16 protein-coding genes and 2 tRNA genes are annotated in these 17196 nt (G+C 56.8%); 8 read left to right on the plus strand and 10 right to left on the minus strand.

Features of this window, described 5'->3' with window-relative positions:
- Nucleotides 1-110: 110 nt before the first annotated feature.
- From ACR0NM_RS02810 to ACR0NM_RS02835, 6 genes are all read right to left on the minus strand, one after another.
- A tRNA-Glu gene (locus ACR0NM_RS02810) sits at nt 111-185 on the minus strand.
- A 22-nt stretch (nt 186-207) separates the two neighbouring features.
- Nucleotides 208-282, minus strand: a tRNA-Glu gene (locus ACR0NM_RS02815).
- Between the two features lie 109 nt (nt 283-391).
- Nucleotides 392-2134 carry a single-stranded-DNA-specific exonuclease RecJ gene (gene recJ, locus ACR0NM_RS02820; protein WP_480613138.1) on the minus strand — a complete coding sequence of 581 codons (1743 nt, stop codon included), beginning with the start codon at nt 2132-2134 and terminating at the stop codon, nt 392-394.
- 90 nt (nt 2135-2224) lie between these two features.
- Nucleotides 2225-3208: a class II fructose-bisphosphatase gene (gene glpX / locus ACR0NM_RS02825; protein ID WP_170422349.1), complete on the minus strand. Its 984-nt coding sequence runs from the start codon at nt 3206-3208 to the stop codon at nt 2225-2227.
- Nucleotides 3209-3279: 71 nt separating this feature from the next.
- The gene (locus ACR0NM_RS02830; protein WP_480613140.1) at nt 3280-4566 is read right to left on the minus strand and encodes a homoserine dehydrogenase; all 1287 of its coding nucleotides are present in this window, start codon (nt 4564-4566) and stop codon (nt 3280-3282) included.
- A gap of 128 nt (nt 4567-4694) precedes the next feature.
- Entirely contained in the window at nt 4695-4943 is a 249-nt protein-coding gene (locus ACR0NM_RS02835; protein WP_170396262.1) for a hypothetical protein, read from the minus strand.
- Nucleotides 4944-5043: 100 nt separating this feature from the next.
- On the opposite strand from ACR0NM_RS02835, the gene ACR0NM_RS02840 reads away from it, so the two are divergent.
- Complete coding sequence (locus tag ACR0NM_RS02840; protein WP_170422345.1) at nt 5044-5631, plus strand: TetR/AcrR family transcriptional regulator; 588 nt, start codon at nt 5044-5046, stop codon at nt 5629-5631.
- 7 nt (nt 5632-5638) lie between these two features.
- Here ACR0NM_RS02840 and ACR0NM_RS02845 read toward each other — a convergent pair whose 3' ends face one another.
- Nucleotides 5639-6550, minus strand: a complete 912-nt coding sequence (locus ACR0NM_RS02845) for a pirin family protein (RefSeq protein ID WP_170396266.1) — start codon at nt 6548-6550, stop codon at nt 5639-5641.
- Nucleotides 6551-6709: 159 nt separating this feature from the next.
- On the opposite strand from ACR0NM_RS02845, the gene ACR0NM_RS02850 reads away from it, so the two are divergent.
- The gene (locus ACR0NM_RS02850; RefSeq protein WP_480613142.1) at nt 6710-7180 is read left to right on the plus strand and encodes a hypothetical protein; all 471 of its coding nucleotides are present in this window, start codon (nt 6710-6712) and stop codon (nt 7178-7180) included.
- On the opposite strand, the gene ACR0NM_RS02855 is transcribed toward ACR0NM_RS02850, so the two are convergent.
- The 3 genes from ACR0NM_RS02855 to ACR0NM_RS02865 are packed head-to-tail and all read right to left on the minus strand — an operon-like array spanning nt 7177 to nt 10101.
- Entirely contained in the window at nt 7177-7773 is a 597-nt protein-coding gene (locus ACR0NM_RS02855; protein ID WP_170396270.1) for a hypothetical protein, read from the minus strand. The genes ACR0NM_RS02850 and ACR0NM_RS02855 overlap by 4 nt on opposite strands.
- Nucleotides 7760-8377, minus strand: a complete 618-nt coding sequence (locus ACR0NM_RS02860; RefSeq protein ID WP_170512803.1) for a hypothetical protein — start codon at nt 8375-8377, stop codon at nt 7760-7762. Before ACR0NM_RS02860 ends, ACR0NM_RS02855 begins: the two co-directional genes overlap by 14 nt.
- Nucleotides 8374-10101: a Tad domain-containing protein gene (locus ACR0NM_RS02865; RefSeq protein ID WP_480503377.1), complete on the minus strand. Its 1728-nt coding sequence runs from the start codon at nt 10099-10101 to the stop codon at nt 8374-8376. The genes ACR0NM_RS02860 and ACR0NM_RS02865 overlap by 4 nt, the downstream gene beginning before the upstream one ends.
- A gap of 129 nt (nt 10102-10230) precedes the next feature.
- On the opposite strand from ACR0NM_RS02865, the gene ACR0NM_RS02870 reads away from it, so the two are divergent.
- The 6 genes from ACR0NM_RS02870 to ACR0NM_RS02895 all read left to right on the plus strand — a co-directional run bounded on the left by ACR0NM_RS02870 (nt 10231) and on the right by ACR0NM_RS02895 (nt 17193).
- Nucleotides 10231-10539, plus strand: coding sequence for a hypothetical protein (locus ACR0NM_RS02870; RefSeq protein WP_170512807.1), 309 nt, complete (start codon nt 10231-10233; stop codon nt 10537-10539).
- On the plus strand, nt 10526-11956 hold the full coding sequence (locus ACR0NM_RS02875; protein ID WP_170396277.1) for a Glu/Leu/Phe/Val family dehydrogenase: 1431 nt from the start codon (nt 10526-10528) through the stop codon (nt 11954-11956). Before ACR0NM_RS02870 ends, ACR0NM_RS02875 begins: the two co-directional genes overlap by 14 nt.
- 196 nt (nt 11957-12152) lie before the next feature.
- Nucleotides 12153-13406: a sarcosine oxidase subunit beta family protein gene (locus tag ACR0NM_RS02880; protein ID WP_480613144.1), complete on the plus strand. Its 1254-nt coding sequence runs from the start codon at nt 12153-12155 to the stop codon at nt 13404-13406.
- A gap of 55 nt (nt 13407-13461) precedes the next feature.
- Nucleotides 13462-13725 carry a sarcosine oxidase subunit delta gene (locus ACR0NM_RS02885; RefSeq protein ID WP_170396281.1) on the plus strand — a complete coding sequence of 88 codons (264 nt, stop codon included), beginning with the start codon at nt 13462-13464 and terminating at the stop codon, nt 13723-13725.
- A complete protein-coding gene (locus ACR0NM_RS02890; RefSeq protein WP_480613146.1) occupies nt 13722-16655 on the plus strand; it encodes a sarcosine oxidase subunit alpha family protein in 2934 nt (977 codons plus the stop codon). The genes ACR0NM_RS02885 and ACR0NM_RS02890 overlap by 4 nt, the downstream gene beginning before the upstream one ends.
- Nucleotides 16648-17193, plus strand: a complete 546-nt coding sequence (locus ACR0NM_RS02895; protein WP_480613148.1) for a sarcosine oxidase subunit gamma — start codon at nt 16648-16650, stop codon at nt 17191-17193. The genes ACR0NM_RS02890 and ACR0NM_RS02895 overlap by 8 nt, the downstream gene beginning before the upstream one ends.
- Nucleotides 17194-17196: the final 3 nt, after the last annotated feature.

Here is a 17196-nt window from a genome sequence, read left to right on the forward strand (position 1 = left end):
GGCGTGCCTTCAACCGCATTTCGCGTCTTCAAAACGGGGCGCGCAGGTTTCGTGCTAAACACGATGCCGTAAGAATACGTCGCCGGGAACGATTGTAGCATTGAAGAAAATGGTAGCCCGTAGGGGAATCGAACCCCTCTTTCCAGGTTGAAAACCTGGCGTCCTAACCGATAGACGAACGGGCCATTTAGACCAGACAAGCACAAGTGGTAGCCCGTAGGGGAATCGAACCCCTCTTTCCAGGTTGAAAACCTGGCGTCCTAACCGATAGACGAACGGGCCACGCTGGCTTGTGGAGGGCCTTTTACGGTTTACCTTCCCCCCCCGCAAGACGAAAAACGCAAGGCTGTGAAACTTTTTTGGCCGTTCCTGAGCGGCGTTGAAACGGTTGTCAGACAGCTTCTGCCGCGTCTTCCAGCCGCAGCTGCACGCTCTGTCGTCCGCCCCAGGTATTCACCTCAAGCCGACCCGCGAAATGGAACCGCGCACCGCCGTGATTAGACAGGCGATCCCCCAACGGGCCGTCGAACGCGCCAAAGGCGATGGCATCCAGTCCGCCAGACATTCCATCCGAAAGTGACAGCTTCAAATGTGTTTCGCCCACGCGTTTAGCAAAGCGCACTTGCAGATCAGGCAGCGCATAGCGCGGGGCAGGGGCACCGGCCCCGAAAGGACCCGCTTTCTCTACCTGTTCGATCAGATCGACTGTCGCGGCCCCGGGCATCAGCGCCCCGTCCAGTTTCAAGTCGGCGGGACCGCCTTGGCCTGCACCCTGTTTGGCCAGAAGCTCGGACAGGCGCGACATTGCAGGCTCCAACTGATCACGCATCACCGTCAGACCGGCCGCCATCTTGTGGCCACCACCCTTGACCAGCAGCCCTTCGGCAGCCAGTCGCTGGATCGACGCGCCCAGATCAACGCCCGAGATCGACCTGCCTGAACCTTTGCCCTCATCCCCGTCGAACCCGATCACGATAGCGGGCCGGTTTGCCGACTCTTTCAGCCGCGAAGCAACGATACCTACCACGCCGGGATGCCAACCGTCGCCTGCGGCCCAGACCAGCGGCGCATCCAGCCCACGGTCCTCGGCTTGCGCCAAAGCCGCCGCGCGGACCGCGTTTTCGATCTCGCGCCGTTCCGAATTCAGAGCATCCAGCCGCTCGGATAAGGCTTCGGCCTCAGTGATCGAGTCCGTGCTCAGCAGCCGCGCGCCAAGATCAGCCTGACCAATGCGACCGCCTGCATTGACGCGCGGCCCCAGCAGAAACCCCAGATGATAGCTATTGGGCGCGGTATCCATGCGCGCCACGTCTGACAACGCGACCAAACCAGGCCTTTGCCTTTGGGTCATCACTTTCAGGCCCTGTCGAACCAGCGCCCGGTTAGCGTCGATCAACGGCGCAACGTCCGCCACCGTGGCCAGCGCCACCAGATCGAGCATTGCCATCAGATCCGGCCCCTTGGCCCCGGCCTCACGCAACTGACGACCCGCCTCGACCAGCATCAGGAACACCACCGCAGCAGCGCAGAGATAGCCCAGATCGCCGCTTTCGTCCTGTCGGTTCGGGTTCACCACCGCGACGCAATCCGGCAGGGTTTCTGCACCCAAATGGTGATCCAAAACGATCACATCCGCACCCTTCGCCGCCGCGATAGGTTCGTGGCTCAGCGTTCCGCAATCCACGCAGATGATCAGGTCATGGCTAGCCGCCAGTTCCTGCATTGCAGGTACATTTGGCCCATAGCCTTCATCAATCCGGTCGGGCACATAAAGCGTCGCGGTAAGCCCCATCTGGCGCAGCCACACCAACAACAACGCAGCCGAACTGCCCCCGTCCACATCATAGTCAGCAAAAACTGCGATCTTTTGGCGCTTGCGCACAGATTGTAGAAACCGGGCCGCAGCGACTTCCATATCTTTCATCGATCGCGGGTCGGGCAGCAGTTCCTTCAACTTAGGTTCCAGGAAACCGGCGGCCTCCATCACCGGAACACCACGCCGTGCCAAAACCTGACAGACGGCGCGAGGCAGATCTGTCTGCTGCGCCATCATTTCTGCTGACCGCTCGACCTCAATCCCCGGTCCGATCCAGCGTCGCCCCGTCAGAGATTGCTCTACGTCCAGAAATGCCACATCTCACCTCATGCACTAAGGCCGGACCCCTGCGGATCCGGCCTCTTGGTCTTTTATGAATACTCTTGCTGAAGGCGCTGGCGCAAGCCGCTACGCTTCGTTGTGTGGCCACATCGGCGTGCGGTAGGACATCCGCCGCACCGAGCCCGTTTTTGATCGCATGAGCAGCGTCGTTGTTTCAACCCAACCCGGTTCCCGCTTGATGCGCGGCAGCAGTGAACCTCCGGTGACCCCAGTAGCAGCAAAGATTACATCCGCCGTTACCATCTCGTCGCGCGCATAAACACGGTCCAGATCGGTGATGCCCGCCTTGGCCGCCCGGCCACGTTCGTCGTCATTACGGAACAACAGGCGGCCAAAGATCTGACCGCCCATGCATTTCAGCGCGGCTGCGGCAAGCACACCCTCGGGCGCACCACCTTGACCCATATACATGTCGATGCCGGTCACTTCGCTTTCAGCGCAGTGCATGACACCCGCGACATCGCCATCGGTGATCAGGCGGATCGAGGCGCCGGTATCGCGCACCTCTGCGATCATCGCTTCGTGGCGAGGACGCTCCAATATGCATACGGTAATATCCGCGGGCTCACAGCCTTTGGCCTTGGCCAGCGCTTCAACTCGCTCGCGCGGGCTCATGTCCAAGCTTACGACACCTTCGGGAAAGCCCGGACCAATGGCCAGTTTGTCCATGTATACGTCCGGAGCGTGTAGCATTGAGCCGCGCGGGCCCATGGCAATGACAGTCAGCGCGTTAGGCATATCCTTGGCGGTCAGGGTTGTGCCTTCAAGCGGGTCCAGCGCAATGTCTACGCCCGGGCCGTTACCAGTGCCAACCTCTTCGCCGATATAGAGCATCGGCGCTTCATCACGCTCGCCCTCACCAATGACAACGACACCCTCAATGTCCAGAAGGTTCAGTTGTTCACGCATAGCGTTGACGGCAGCCTGATCGGCAGCTTTCTCATCACCCCGGCCAACCAGAGAGGCGGACGCCAGCGCGGCCTGTTCTGCCACCCGTGCAAGGCCCAGAGACAGCAGGCGGTCGTTGAAATCGATCTTGGCAGCGTTCATCTTCGCATATCCTTTGGTCAGCTAAGGCGTTTTATCCGGCATAGCCTGCGCGCAGCATAGGCCGCAAGGGGTCAGACTTGTTCGATACGCAGGGCGACGGGTTCTCCGGCCACCACATCGGTGGCGCGCAGGCCATCCAGTGCATGGTCCAGCGTCGCCCGCGTGGTTTTGTGGGTCACGATCAGCACAGGCGCTGTGCTTTCTGTGTGCCCATACTGCCGCATCCGGTCGATCGAGACGCCAGCATCGCCCAGAATCGCCGCGACCTTTGCCAGAGCGCCGGGCTTGTCCAGAAGACCGAGCCGCAGATAGTAGGGTGCAGGTAAGCCAGTAACGGCGGAGGCTGCGTCTTGCAGGGTCGTCGCAGGGCGGCCAAATGTCGGTATATGCAAGCCTCGCGCCAGATCGCAAACGTCGCCCATCACCGCGCTGGCAGTGGGACCTTCACCGGCACCGGGGCCGCGCAGAACGATTTGTTCAACTGCGTCCCCATCCAGCACAACCATGTTTGTTCCGCCTTCCAACTGACCTAGCGGAGAATTGCTCGGCACTAGACAGGGTTGCATCCGCTGTTCCAGTCCGCGCGCCGTTCGCTGTGCTACACCCAACAGCTTGATGCGATACCCCATGTCGTGGGCCTGATGGATGTCATCGAGGCTAATATGCTGAATGCCCTCGATCTCGATCCCGTCGAAATTCGGCTTGGTGCCAAAGGCAATCGAAGACAGCAGCGCCAGTTTGTGCGCCGCGTCGATGCCGCCAACATCCAGATTAGGATCAGCTTCAAGATAGCCAAGCTGCGCGCATTCCTCGAACAGGGCGTTATAGCCCAACTCCTGCGATTGCATCCGGGTCAGAATATAGTTGCAGGTACCGTTCATGACGCCCATGACACGCGTGATCTCGTTACCCGCCAGTCCTTCGGTCAGAGATTTGATTACCGGGATACCACCCGCGACAGCCGCTTCGAAGCGAATTACACGCCCTGCGGCCTCAGCCAATTCCGCCAATTCCTGCCCGTGAATCGCCAGCAGCGCCTTGTTTGCGGTGACGACATCCTTGCCACTGGTCAGCGCCGCCTCGACCGAAGCTTTCGCGGGGCCGTTCTCCCCGCCCATCAGTTCGACAAAAACATCGATGTCTTCGCGTTTCGCCAATGCAACGGGATCGGTTTCCCATGCATAATCCGAGAAGTTTACGCCACGGTCCTTGCTGGCATCACGGGCTGAAACTGCGGTGATCTCGATGCGACGCCCGGTGCGGGCGTGCAACAAATCGGCATGACGACGCACAATTTTGACCACACCCACGCCAACGGTTCCCAATCCGGCAATTCCAAGCCTCAGCGCCTGTGTCATTCCCTTGGGTCCTTTCTGCTCGCTATACCGCCCGCGATGGCGAAGTGTCCTTTGCGGGCTGCCTTAGCGGGTTCGAGGCAGGGGTGCAATCCGTCTAATCTTTTGGAGCTAGTGACGTGACCGAAATCCTAGTTAATCTCGGCATTCTGCAGCGCTTCGGCCTTTTCCGCCAACGCTTCGCTGCGTGCTGTCAGGTCTTCTTCTACCTCTTCCGCTTCGCTGATTGGATCGGTCGGAGGGCCGAGGGCGGGATCTAAAGCAATAAGCTTGGGGTAGGGTGCCTTGCGCAATGCGGCGGTTTCGCTGCCTTCCAACTCAGGGATATTTGCGCAGCCGGCGGTGGCCAGCACAAAGAGAATGGGCAGCAAAAGCTTCATCGCAGTCCTTCGGGTCGCAGCGTGTATCCCGTGATGCACGTTTTGTCGGAATGGTTCAAGCGGGGTTCTATCTGAACGTCTGTTCAGATACGATCGAAGCATGGCGCGTACACAAGGTTCTCATTCCGATATCACCGGCCCCCGCATTCGCGAGGCCGCACTGGGGCTGTTTGCCCGCCATGGCTATGCTGCGGTTTCAATGCGGCAGATCGCAGGCGAGGTGGGGGTGCAGGCTGGGGCACTCTATAATTACACGCCCGACAAGCAGAGCCTGCTGTTTCGGCTGATGCGCGATCACATGCAGGATCTGATGGCCGCCTATGACGATCTCGACCGGTTTGATAATCCACAAGATGCGTTGCGTCAGTTTGTCGGGTTCCACATCCGTTTTCACCTGCAGCGTCCCGACGAGGTGTTCATCGCTTACATGGAGCTGCGCAATCTGAACCCCGAAAATTTTGCCGAAATCGAGGCCCTGCGCCGCCGTTACGAGGACTCGTTAGAGCATATTCTGCGTAACGGGCAGCAATCGGGTCAATTTTCGGTCACCGATACCAAGATCGCCACATTAGCGGTGATTGCCATGCTGAATGGTGTGATCACTTGGTATCGCAGCGGTGGCCGCCTGTCGCTGGATGAGGTCGAGCAGGTGTATTGGGACATGGTCCGCAAAGCGGTTACCGCCTGACCAGCCCTTAGTGGGCCGGGCGGATGAACGTTCCGTTCCGCAACTCCCGAAACGCTTGCTGTAATTCTGCCTGCGTATTCATCACGATCGGGCCATGCCACGCCACGGGTTCATCGATCGGAGCGCCCGAAATCAAAAGAAACCGTACACCCTCGGGCCCGGCCTGAACCGTGATTTCGTCTCCGGTCCCGAACCGAACCAACGTCCTGTCTCCTGACATGTCGCGGATGTTGACCTCTTGCCCGGCAACTTCTTTTTCCAAAAGAACACCGGTTGGCTGAGACGCATCAGCAAAGGCAGCACTGCCTTCAAAGATATAGGCGAAGGCCCGGCGGTATGTGTCGATCGGAATGGTTTTTTTCACCCCTGCCGGTATGCTGATATCCAGGTATTGCGGATCGGCAGCGATACCGTCCACTGGGCCCGTGCGTCCCCAGAATGTGCCGACAATCACACGGACCTTTGTCCCATCATCATCGATGATTTCTGGAATATCAGTGCTTTGAACGTCCTGATAGCGCGGGGCGGCCATTTTCTGATCTGATGGCAGATTGCCCCACAGCTGGAACCCATGCATCTGACCGCTGGCCGACCCCTTGGGCATTTCCTGATGCAGGATACCTGACCCGGCGGTCATCCACTGGACATCTCCGGCACCCAGCGTGCCGCTATTGCCCAGCGAGTCGCTGTGTTCGACTGTACCGGACAGGACATAAGTGATCGTTTCGATGCCCCGATGCGGATGCCACGGAAAACCGGCCATATAGTCCAATGGGTTGTCATTCCGGAAATCATCGAACAGCAGAAACGGGTCCAGTTCCGACGGGTCCTGAAACCCAAACGCCCGGTGCAATTTGACGCCCGCGCCTTCCATTGTCGGGACCGCCTTGCGGAATTCCAAAGTTGGTCTGAGTGACATAAACGCCTCCTGATCCTTTGACCGGAACTTATGCGTCGGCCTGAGGCAGTCAATTTGCGCAGGAACACTGAAGCTGTGCGAAGATGCTCAGACAGGTGACGCGGTGCTGTCCTTTGCGTATCAAAGCGGTTAAAGCGGGCGGACAATCAGGAGAACAATATGCAAGAAGAAGTGCTGGCTACGGTCGCGGCCTCGGCACCGCGGCGCTGGACTGGGGTAGGGATGCTGGTCACGGTCGGGGCGTTGGTCATTTACGTCGCGTTGGCATCGCCGCCTGAGTTAGGCTGGCAGGTCTTCTTACTGGTTTCCGGGGCAGCCGCGTTCTGGTTAGCCCGTCGCATGTGGTACGCGACCGAAGACAGGATCGAACTGACCCAATCCCAATTGCGCACAGGCTCAGGGCAGGTGATCTGCAATATCGAGGATGTCGAAGGCGTAGACCGGGGCGTGTTCGCATTTAAGCCATCAAATGGCTTCTTGGTAACCACTCATGCACGAAGCTCAAACCAGTGGGCGCCCGGTCTTTGGTGGCGTGTCGGACGAAGGATTGGCATAGGCGGCATGACAGCCGCCACCGAGACCAAATACATGTCGGAAATGCTGTCGGCGATGCTTGCTGAAAAGAGTTAGACACCCAAGCAAGCAGGGTCGGTATTGACGATCTGGTCGAAAACACGAGGGTGTGTGAAGACCAGATTATCCATTTCAAAGTCAGCAAATTTGAATGCCATCTGGAATGGCGCTTTGTATGTATTGTTGGTTTCGACCAGTATCATTGAGCCGTTATCAGGCATTACCGGAAGCCGTTGTTTGATTTTCACGATCTCTGCGTCGGTCCATTTCTGATATCCAGTGCCCCGCACGCAGGACCATAGAACATCGTGGAGATCGTTATCACCATCATAGGTCAGATAGGTCACACGCATCGAGACCGGTGCTCTGGTATCAACCATGTTTTCCAGAAGGTCGTACATAGTGTTGATATACGCGGCGTTAACATCTTCAGCTTCGCGTGAGAGCACATCCGCAACTGCGTACGCTCCTTTGATGTTGATCGCGCTTTGGCGATAGCTGTCATAATAGGTGTAAGACGCAAACATTGACCAGAACAGCAGCGGCAATATCAGCATTGCCTCGACCGATAAGGCGCCGTCTTCTCGTTTGAGAAAGCGGTTCAGCAGTGCCTTGGGAAGGTTGCGATTTTCTTTGTTAATTCGAGGCATCGGCCACATCCACTGTTGTGTCAGATGAATCGTCAGGATCAGCTGATGAACCACCAAATGGTTCATGAACAAATACGGTCGTCGCCTGCAATTCCCATTGGCCGTCGTTGTCCTGCTTCGCAATGCCGCTCAGCATCGAAAGCCCAAAAACAGGTGAAACCTCAAGACAGGCGCGGATAATCATAAGCTCATTTGAAGTCCCTTGTTCAAAAACAACTTCGTCCGGCTTACGAATTGTCTCCGGAGTGTCGACGCAATAGGGGGTTGGATCCAACTGATTGCCGACCCGCGGATCAATGGACTTCATCTCGAGCGCGAGGTTTTCCGAGCAATTGGTTATCAGCGCTTCGTCACAGATCATTTTCTTCAGCAGCGCGTGATCCCATTCATCTTCCCCGTCAGGAAGGCGATTAAGCCGAACCTCCCGAATTGTCATATCCAGAGATCGTTCAAGATCGGCATGGTGGAAGGACTGCAATCCCAGATCCATGCCTGAATAAGCGACATACAGGAAGAATGGAAACCAGAAGATAAACTCGATTGACGAGTTTCCATCCTCATTCTTTCGAAATCTCCGAAGCCGATTCCGCAGTGTCTTTGTCATTGGGTCAGCCTCAGGTTTTGAATGGAGGTGCTGATTGAATCGAAGACGCGTTCAATCTGATTGCCGGTCGCTTCATAGTAACGGGCAGGTTTGATCGCGCAGTCTTTCAGCATCTGCTTAACACCGTAGGGTGCCTCAAAAGCGATCGAGAAGATGATGACATTATCTTCTTCAGCTTCTTCGCAGAGATCTACAACATTTGGATTTTTGGTCGAAGGACCAATTTCGGTCGTGGAGTCAGCTGCAAATTCTTCGCCGCGATCCCAGCCATAAGCGTGACGCAACATATTCCGAATTGCGTATTTTTCAGTATGCGCCCAGACATCGGGCCATTCCAGTTCTACCGGATCGGAATCTGTTGAAAGCCCTTCGGAGTCCTCGCGTGTTTGCGATCGATCCATCGAATAGCAGGTGCCGTTGTAGTAATCCGTACAGCGGTAGCGCATATAAGTCCCATTGCCATGGGCATGATCTTGGTATTTGTCGCGGGTCCAGCGCCTATACGAACTGTCCCGTACAGTTGTGGCGACATTAGGCCAAGCCCAGCGGTCATACTCTTCATCGTAGATAGAATACGTTTCGGCATCTTCATTCCAATAGATGTCCGAGGGGCCGTCATTATAAGGCGGATTCACTTTGTGCTGATAAGTGTTTTCACCATCCGTCATCAGCACCAGAACCTTGAGGGTGTCCGTGGTCTTGTTAGGGGCTGGCCGAATTGCGAACGAGTCCGGAATTTCTGAACTGTCCGCAATCTGAGCGATCAGCGGTTGGATACTATCGTCAAGCAAAGTTAGACCCCACTTGAGGCCCACATCGATCGAAGTCCAGCCGCTTGCCACAAGATTCTGGATCTGACCTTTCAGAATGTCAGGATCATTCTGGATTACCGTCATCTCTCGCCGATCTGTGGTGGTTTCAAGACGGCACGTATTGCTGGTTACCAACGTGTCGTTGAACCTTTTGTCGCTGGAGCCATTATCCTTGAAATGAAGAGTTTGCGGGACATAATCCCCTTTTGTGATGATGTTTCCTTCGTCGTCCACGATGTCGTAATAGTTGAAATCGGTCGTTGTGTAGTCCGAAGCCTGGAAATCGATGCAATTGGCCCTTTCGTTAGCCCCGATCGTGTTCAAAGCATTCATAAGATAGTCAGGCACCGACACCTGTTCCGAGTAGGGCACGATTGAGATCGACAATCTACCATCCTCAGATTTCAGGATCATCTCATCGATAAAGTCCTCAGCGGCACTTTTGAGGTTGGTCAGCTTTGTCCCGCGCATCGAACCCGAGACGTCCAGAACCAATGAAATTTCGACGTTACCAATCGATTCTTCGGCGATGCTGGTGGCGGTTGTATCAATGTAATCGACGCCACTCCATTTCATGAAGTGTGTCTCAATGCTCATGTCGGCGCTGGCTTCGACTTTCCGTTTTCCTTCAAGTTCTGCAACCTGAGTCACGGTTCCGTCGTCGTTTGTCGTGCATGTCTCGGGCTCGACCTTGATATTTTTGATGATGTTCGTATCGAAACCTTCTTTGCGAATGTAATCATTCACCACGACCCGTGGGCAAAGCTCTTGGTCCAGGTCAGCTGCGGCAAGGACCGCGCGGTCAAGTGCGTATTGTAGCCTTACCCTTTCGCGATCATACCGCATGACGTCGACCGCGAACCCGGCCACGGTGAAGACTATCACGATCAGGAAAAGGGCAAGGATCGTCATCGTGCCTTCTGTCGAAGAAACAAAGTGCCGCAAGTGCCGCGAACAACTGTTTTCGCGGCAGAGACGGTTGAATTGGGCCTTCAAATCAAACTTGCGCATAATTGGTTCCTCGGTCGATCAGACACACTGATGCCAGCACTTCGCAACTTTAATAATTTACTCACGGATCGTGGCGAGATTTGGGCGCAGTGGACACTATGCTGCTCGTTTTTAACGAGATTCAGCTTTATTCCCGGTGTTATTGGTGGTTTTGTTTCGCGCCTTTGGACAATCGCGCGGCTTTCGTTAACGCCCGACTCACCAATGGAGCTGAAAAGTAAAGTTCACAAACTGATGAAAATACGTGCAGTTACTGATTGCGGTATTTGGCAAGCAGTGCGACAAAAAGTCATGACGTATCTCGTCTACCGGCACGGAGGATTTTATGACCGGCATTAAAGAACCCAGCTTTCGTGAGAGTGTTGATTTGATGTTCAACAGAGCGGCGTCTCTGATGGATTTGCCGCCCGGGCTAGAAGAGAAGATACGGGTTTGTAATGCCACCTACACCGTTCGGTTCGGGGTGCGTCTGCGGGGGCAGATCCACACCTTTACCGGATATCGTTCGGTTCATTCGGAACATATGGAGCCGGTAAAGGGTGGCATTCGCTATGCCTTGGCGGTGAACCAGGATGAGGTCGAAGCGCTCGCTGCGCTCATGACTTACAAGTGTGCACTGGTCGAAGCGCCCTTTGGTGGCTCGAAAGGGGGCCTTTGCATTGATCCTCGCCAGTATGAAGAACATGAGATGGAACAGATCACGCGTCGTTTTGCCTATGAGCTGGCAAAGCGCGATCTGATCAACCCCTCACAGAACGTGCCTGCGCCCGATATGGGAACAGGCGAGCGCGAAATGGCGTGGATGGCTGACCAATATGCGCGGATGAATACGACAGATATCAACGCGCGAGCCTGTGTGACAGGTAAACCGCTGAACGCGGGGGGCATCGCGGGCAGGGTCGAAGCAACCGGGCGCGGCATCCAATACGCGTTGCGCGAATTCTTCCGAAACCCGGAAGACGTCAAGAAGGCGAACTTGTCAGGCACGCTGGACGGAAAGCGCGTCGTCGTGCAGGGATTGGGTAACGTGGGCTATCACGCAGCCAAGTTCCTCAGCGAAGAAGACGGGTCGCGTGTGGTCGGCATCATCGAATGGGATGGCGCACTGTATAATCCCGATGGCATCGACGTAGAAGCCGTGCGGCAGTGGATCGTCAAGCATGGCGGCGTGAAGGACTATCCCGACGCCACGCATTCCGCCGAGGGCGGCGCGGTGCTTGAAGCCGAGTGTGACATCCTGATTCCGGCGGCGCTGGAGGGGGTAATAAACCTATCCAACGCCGAACGTATCAAGGCACCACTGATCATCGAGGCCGCCAACGGGCCTGTCACGGCGGGTGCGGATGAGATCATGCGCAAGAAAGGCACGGTGATCATTCCTGACATGTATGCAAACGCCGGTGGTGTGACCGTGTCCTATTTTGAATGGGTCAAAAACCTCAGCCACATCCGTTTTGGCCGGATGCAGCGGCGTCAGGAAGAAGCTCGGCATGAGTTGATCGTCAGCGAACTGGAACGGTTGGATCGGTATCTGGGTGACGCTTGGTCGATGTCTCCGGATTTCAAGGCCAAGTACCTAAAGGGTGCGGGCGAGTTGGAGCTGGTGCGTTCTGGTCTCGATGACACGATGCGCATTGCCTATCAATCGATGAGCGAAGTCTGGCATGATCGCGCGGATGTCGACGATCTGCGCACGGCGGCCTATATCGTTGCGATCGACCGCGTCTCAAAAAGCTATCGCGCCAAGGGCCTCTGAGCGCACAGACAACAGAAGATTCTTGAGTGGCCAACCATCGGGTTGGCCATTTTTCATTTAGGTCGAAGTCGTCAGAGTGTGTGGATTGGTCGCCCAGCGACAAGTTTTCGTCGAAAACAGGAGTGGAACCGGATTCCGGCGTTGTTACTGCTGGGTGAAGTTGGTTTGATGCCGACACACCTGTAGGGAGTTCTGAATGCGTTTCTCCGGCTTACGTGTCCTGAAAGAGGGCCTGACCGGCAACAAAGGCTGGACGCCGCACTGGCGCGAGCCTGAACCGAAATCCGAATATGACATCGTCATTATCGGCGGCGGAGGTCATGGGTTGAGCACGGCCTATTATCTGGCCAAGGAACATGGTCTGACCAATATCGCTGTTCTGGAAAAGGGCTATATCGGTGGGGGCAATGTCGGGCGCAACACCACCATTGTGCGCGCGAATTACTTTTTGCAGGGCAATTCCGAGTTCTACTCGCACTCATTGAAGCTGTGGGAAGGTCTTGAGCAGGATCTGAACTACAATGTCATGCATTCGCAACGCGGGATCATCAACCTGTTCCATTCGGACGGGCAGCGTGATGCCGCTGCGCGCCGGGGCAACATGATGATCAGTCAGGGTGACGATGCTATCCTGCTCAATCGCGATGAATTGAGGCGGATGGTGCCCTATCTGAATTTCGATGACCTTAGGTTCCCTCTGTATGGCGGTCTCTACCACCCGCGCGGAGGTACAGCGCGACACGATGCCGTGGCCTGGGGCTATGCGCGCGGAGCGGACCAGCGCGGCGTGGATCTGATCCAGAACTGCGAAGTGACCGGTATTGATATCGAGAATGGCGTGGTGCGCGGTGTTCAGACCTCGCGCGGGCCGATCCAGGCCAAGAAGGTGGCGATGGTTGCTGCCGGGCGTTCAGGTCAGGTGGCGGCGATGGCTGGAATGAGGCTGCCGATTGAAAGCCATGTCTTGCAGGCCTTCGTGACCGAAGGTCTGAAGCCCTGCATCGATCATGTGGTGACGTTTGGCATGGGGCATTTCTATATCAGCCAGTCAGATAAGGGCGGTCTGGTCTTTGGCGGTGATCTGGATTTTTACGCCTCCTATGCGGCGCGAGGTAACTTGCCCACCGTCGAAAGCGTGATGGAGGCCGGGATGGCGCTGATGCCGATGATCGGCAAGGCGCGGGTGCTGCGATCCTGGGGCGGGATCATGGATATGTCGCCCGATGGCTCTCCGATCATCGACCGGACGGATATCGACGGGCTCTATCTGAATGCCGGCTGGAACTATGGCGGTTTCAAGGCGGTTCCAGGTTCGGGGAATGTGTTTGCGCATCTGATTGCGACGGATGGGTATCACGAGAATGCCACCGGCTTCCGACTGGATCGTTTCCGCACCGGGCGCGGGATTATCGATGAAGAGGGCAAGGGCTCTCAGCACAATCTGCATTGAGGGGCGCGATGTTGGATTTGGGTATTGTTGAAAAGATCAAGAAGGGCGCGCGGCTATGAGGATCACCTGTCCATATTGCGGCGAGCGGGATCGGCGCGAATTCTACTATCGCGGGGCGGCAGTGGATCTGGACCGACCGGCCCCGGATGCCGGTGAGGCGGCTTGGGATGATTTTGTCTACCAACGGGAAAACCCGGCGGGGCCGACACGAGAGCTTTGGTATCACGAAGGCGGGTGCGGTGCATGGATCGTGGTCACACGAAACACGGTCACGCATGAGATGATCGACGCGCAGCCGGCATCGGAGGAGCGGGCATGAGGATCGATGGAAAGGGTCTTATCGATCGTACGCAGTCGATTCCGTTTGTTTTCGATGGTGCCAGCTATAGCGGCTATGCGGGCGACACACTGACCTCAGCGCTTTTGGCGAATGGCGTACGACTGATGGGGCGTTCGTTCAAGTACCACCGGCCTAGGGGTGTGCTGAGCGCAGGCAGCGAAGAGCCGAATGCGCTGATGACCTTGGGGGCAGGCGCAGGTCAAGAACCAAATATTCGCGCCACGATGCAAGAGATCTATCCGGGACTTGAAGCGCGCAGCCAGAATCGCTGGCCCAGCCTGAGTGTCGATTTGATGGGGATCAACGATCTGGCTTCCCCGTTCTTGGGCGCGGGTTTTTACTACAAAACCTTCATGTGGCCGAAAAGCTTCTGGGAAAAGCTATACGAGCCGATCATTCGACGTGCCGCCGGATTGGGAGCACTGTCGGGCGAAGACAATGCCGACAAGTACGAAAGCGCTTATGCCTTTTGCGATCTGCTGATTATCGGGGCAGGGCCTGCGGGGCTGATGGCCGCTCTGGTCGCGGGTCGTGCCGGCGCGGACGTCATTCTGGCCGACGAAAACAGTCGCGTGGGTGGGCGTCTGCTGGCCGAGACCTATGAGATCGACGGAAAACCGGGTCCCGATTGGGTTGACGAGGTGCTGGCCGAGTTAGCCGCGATGGACAATGTCCGCATCATGACCCGGACCACTATCGCAGGCGCCTATGACCAAGGTACCTTTGCGGCGTTGGAACGCGTTTTTCACCATACGGATCACCGCCCCAACGGGGCGCCGTTGGAAACCTATTGGCGGATCGTGGCCAAGCGGTCAGTTCTGGCGGCAGGCGCGTTGGAGCGCCCGGTCGCATTCCGCAACAATGATCGCCCGGGGATCATGACCGCTGGCGCGGTGCGGGCGTATCTAAACCGATGGGGTGTCAGCCCGGGCCGCAATGTGACGATCTTCGGAAATACTGACGATATCCATCGCACTGCTCGTGATTTGTTGGATGCTGGTGTCCATGTGGCGGCTGTGATCGATAGCCGCCATGACGCGCCCTTGTCTGACGACTACGAGGTTCTACGCGGGGCGCAAGTTTGTAACAGTTCGGGCCGTAAGGGGCTGGAGGCGATTACAGTGCGCCGCGCCAGTGGAGAAGAACGGATACACACGGATTGCCTTGCCATGACAGGGGGCTGGAATCCTTCGGTTCATCTAACTTGTCACATGAATAGCCGCCCGATCTGGAAGCGTGAGATCGAGGCCTTTGTGCCAACGCCGGGGGCCGTGCCGGGCATGGTGACAGCGGGTGCGTGCAATGGATCTTTCTCAACTACAGCCTGCCTTCGTGAAGGGATTGAGGCAGCCAAAGGCGTGCTCGGCGATCTTGGCTACAAGGCCTCGAAGACTGTGCCACCGCAGGCCGAGGATACGCCATACGAGATCACGCAGCTTTGGGCCGTTCCCGGCAAAGGGCGCGCGTGGCTGGATTTCCAGAACGATGTTACAGTGAAAGACGTCAAACAGGCCGCGACTGAGAACTTCCGGTCAGTCGAGCACATGAAGCGCTATACGACGCAAGGTATGGCGACGGATCAGGGCAAGAATTCGAACGTGGCGGCGTTGGCCATTCTAGCGGACGTCACCGGGCGCGCGATACCCGAAACCGGAACCACGACGTTCCGCCCTCCGTATTCTCCTATCGCCATTGCCGCGCTGGGTGCTGGGGCTGAAGGCAAGGGTTTCAAGCCGCAACGCTTTATCACTTCGCACAAAGCGACCGTAGCGCGGAAAGCTCCGTTGGTTGAGGCCGGGTTGTGGTATCGCCCCAGCTATTTCCCAAAAGATGAAGAAACCACGTGGCGGCAATCCTGTGACCGTGAGGTCAACATGGTGCGTCAGGCCGTCGGGGTGTGCGATGTCTCGACGCTTGGCAAGATTGACATACAGGGGCCGGATGCGGGGGCGTTTCTGGACTTCGTTTATACGAACATGTTCTCGACCCTCAAAGTTGGCCGAACGCGATATGGCCTGATGTTGCGTGAGGATGGATTCGTCATGGATGATGGCACCACCGCGCGGCTGGGAGAGACGCATTACCTGATGACTACCACCACGGCAGGTGCTGGCGACGTAATGAAGCATCTGGAGTTCGTTCATCAGGGACTGCGCCCTGATCTGGATGTCTCGTTCATCTCGGTCACTGAACAGTGGGCACAGTTTGCCGTGGCCGGACCAAAATCGCGTGAATTGTTGAACGATCTGCTGGGCGCACCTCTTGATGAAGAAAGCTGGCCCTTCATGGCTTGCGGATCGATCTCGGTGCTGGGTGTGCAGGGGCGTTTGTTCCGGATCTCGTTCTCGGGCGAGCATGCATATGAAATCGCCGTGCCCGCGCGCTATGGCGCGAGCCTGTTCGATATTTTGACCGAGCGGGCTGAGACACTGGGCGGTGGTCTTTATGGGATGGAGGCACTGAACGTTCTTCGGATCGAAAAGGGCTTTATTACGCACTCCGAGATACACGGACGGACAACTGCCTATGATATCGGCATGGGTCGGATGGTGTCGCAGAAGAAGGATTGCATCGGCAAAACTATGTCGCAACGTCCGGGCCTTGAAGAGCCGGGGCGCGAGCGTTTGGTCGGGCTTAAACCCATTGGCGAAAGCAAGGAATTGCTGGCGGGCGCGCATCTTTACCTTGAAGAGGCCGAGCCGGTGCGCACCAATGATCAGGGCTATCTGACCTCCGTGTGTTATTCCCCGACGCTGGAAACGATGTTGGGCTTGGGCTTCTTGGCGGACGGGCCTGAGAGGTATGGAGAAATCGTGAAAATGGTCGATCATCTGCGCGGCGTGACAACCCTGTGTGAAGTGGTGAACCCGGTTTTCTTTGACCCCGAAGGAGGGCGCGTCCGTGGATAATCTGACCGCCAAAACACCCTGCGACGGGTTGCTGCCTTTGACTATCGGCTCAGTAACGCTCAGCGAAGAGGATGTAGGGGCGATCCATTCGATCTCACCTTTCAAGGGTAAGCAAAAGGCGCTGTCGGAGGATTTGAAAGCAGCGCACGGGATGGCCTATCCATCGGCCAACCGCGCAACGGGTAAGGCTGGCGCGCGGGCGATCTGGTTCGGCCCGGCGCATGCGATGCTGATCGGGCCGTCTCCTGATGCGACCCTGACCGAGAATGCTGCCATTGTGGACCAATCAGATGCCTGGGCTGTGGTCCGGTTAGAGGGTGCTGATGTCGAAGACGTACTGGCGCGCGTAGTGCCTATTGATCTGCGTAAGGCGAACTTCAAGCGCGGCCACTCCGCCCGGACCCTGCTGTTCCACATGACTGCTTCGATCACGCGCGTTGGGGAGAACACGTTTCAGATCATGGTCTTCCGATCCATGGCTGAGACCTTGGTTCACGATTTGAAAAGGGCGATGGAAGGCATCGCCGCGCGCGGGTAAGCT

Source organism: Ruegeria sp. AF2 (assembly GCF_056542025.1).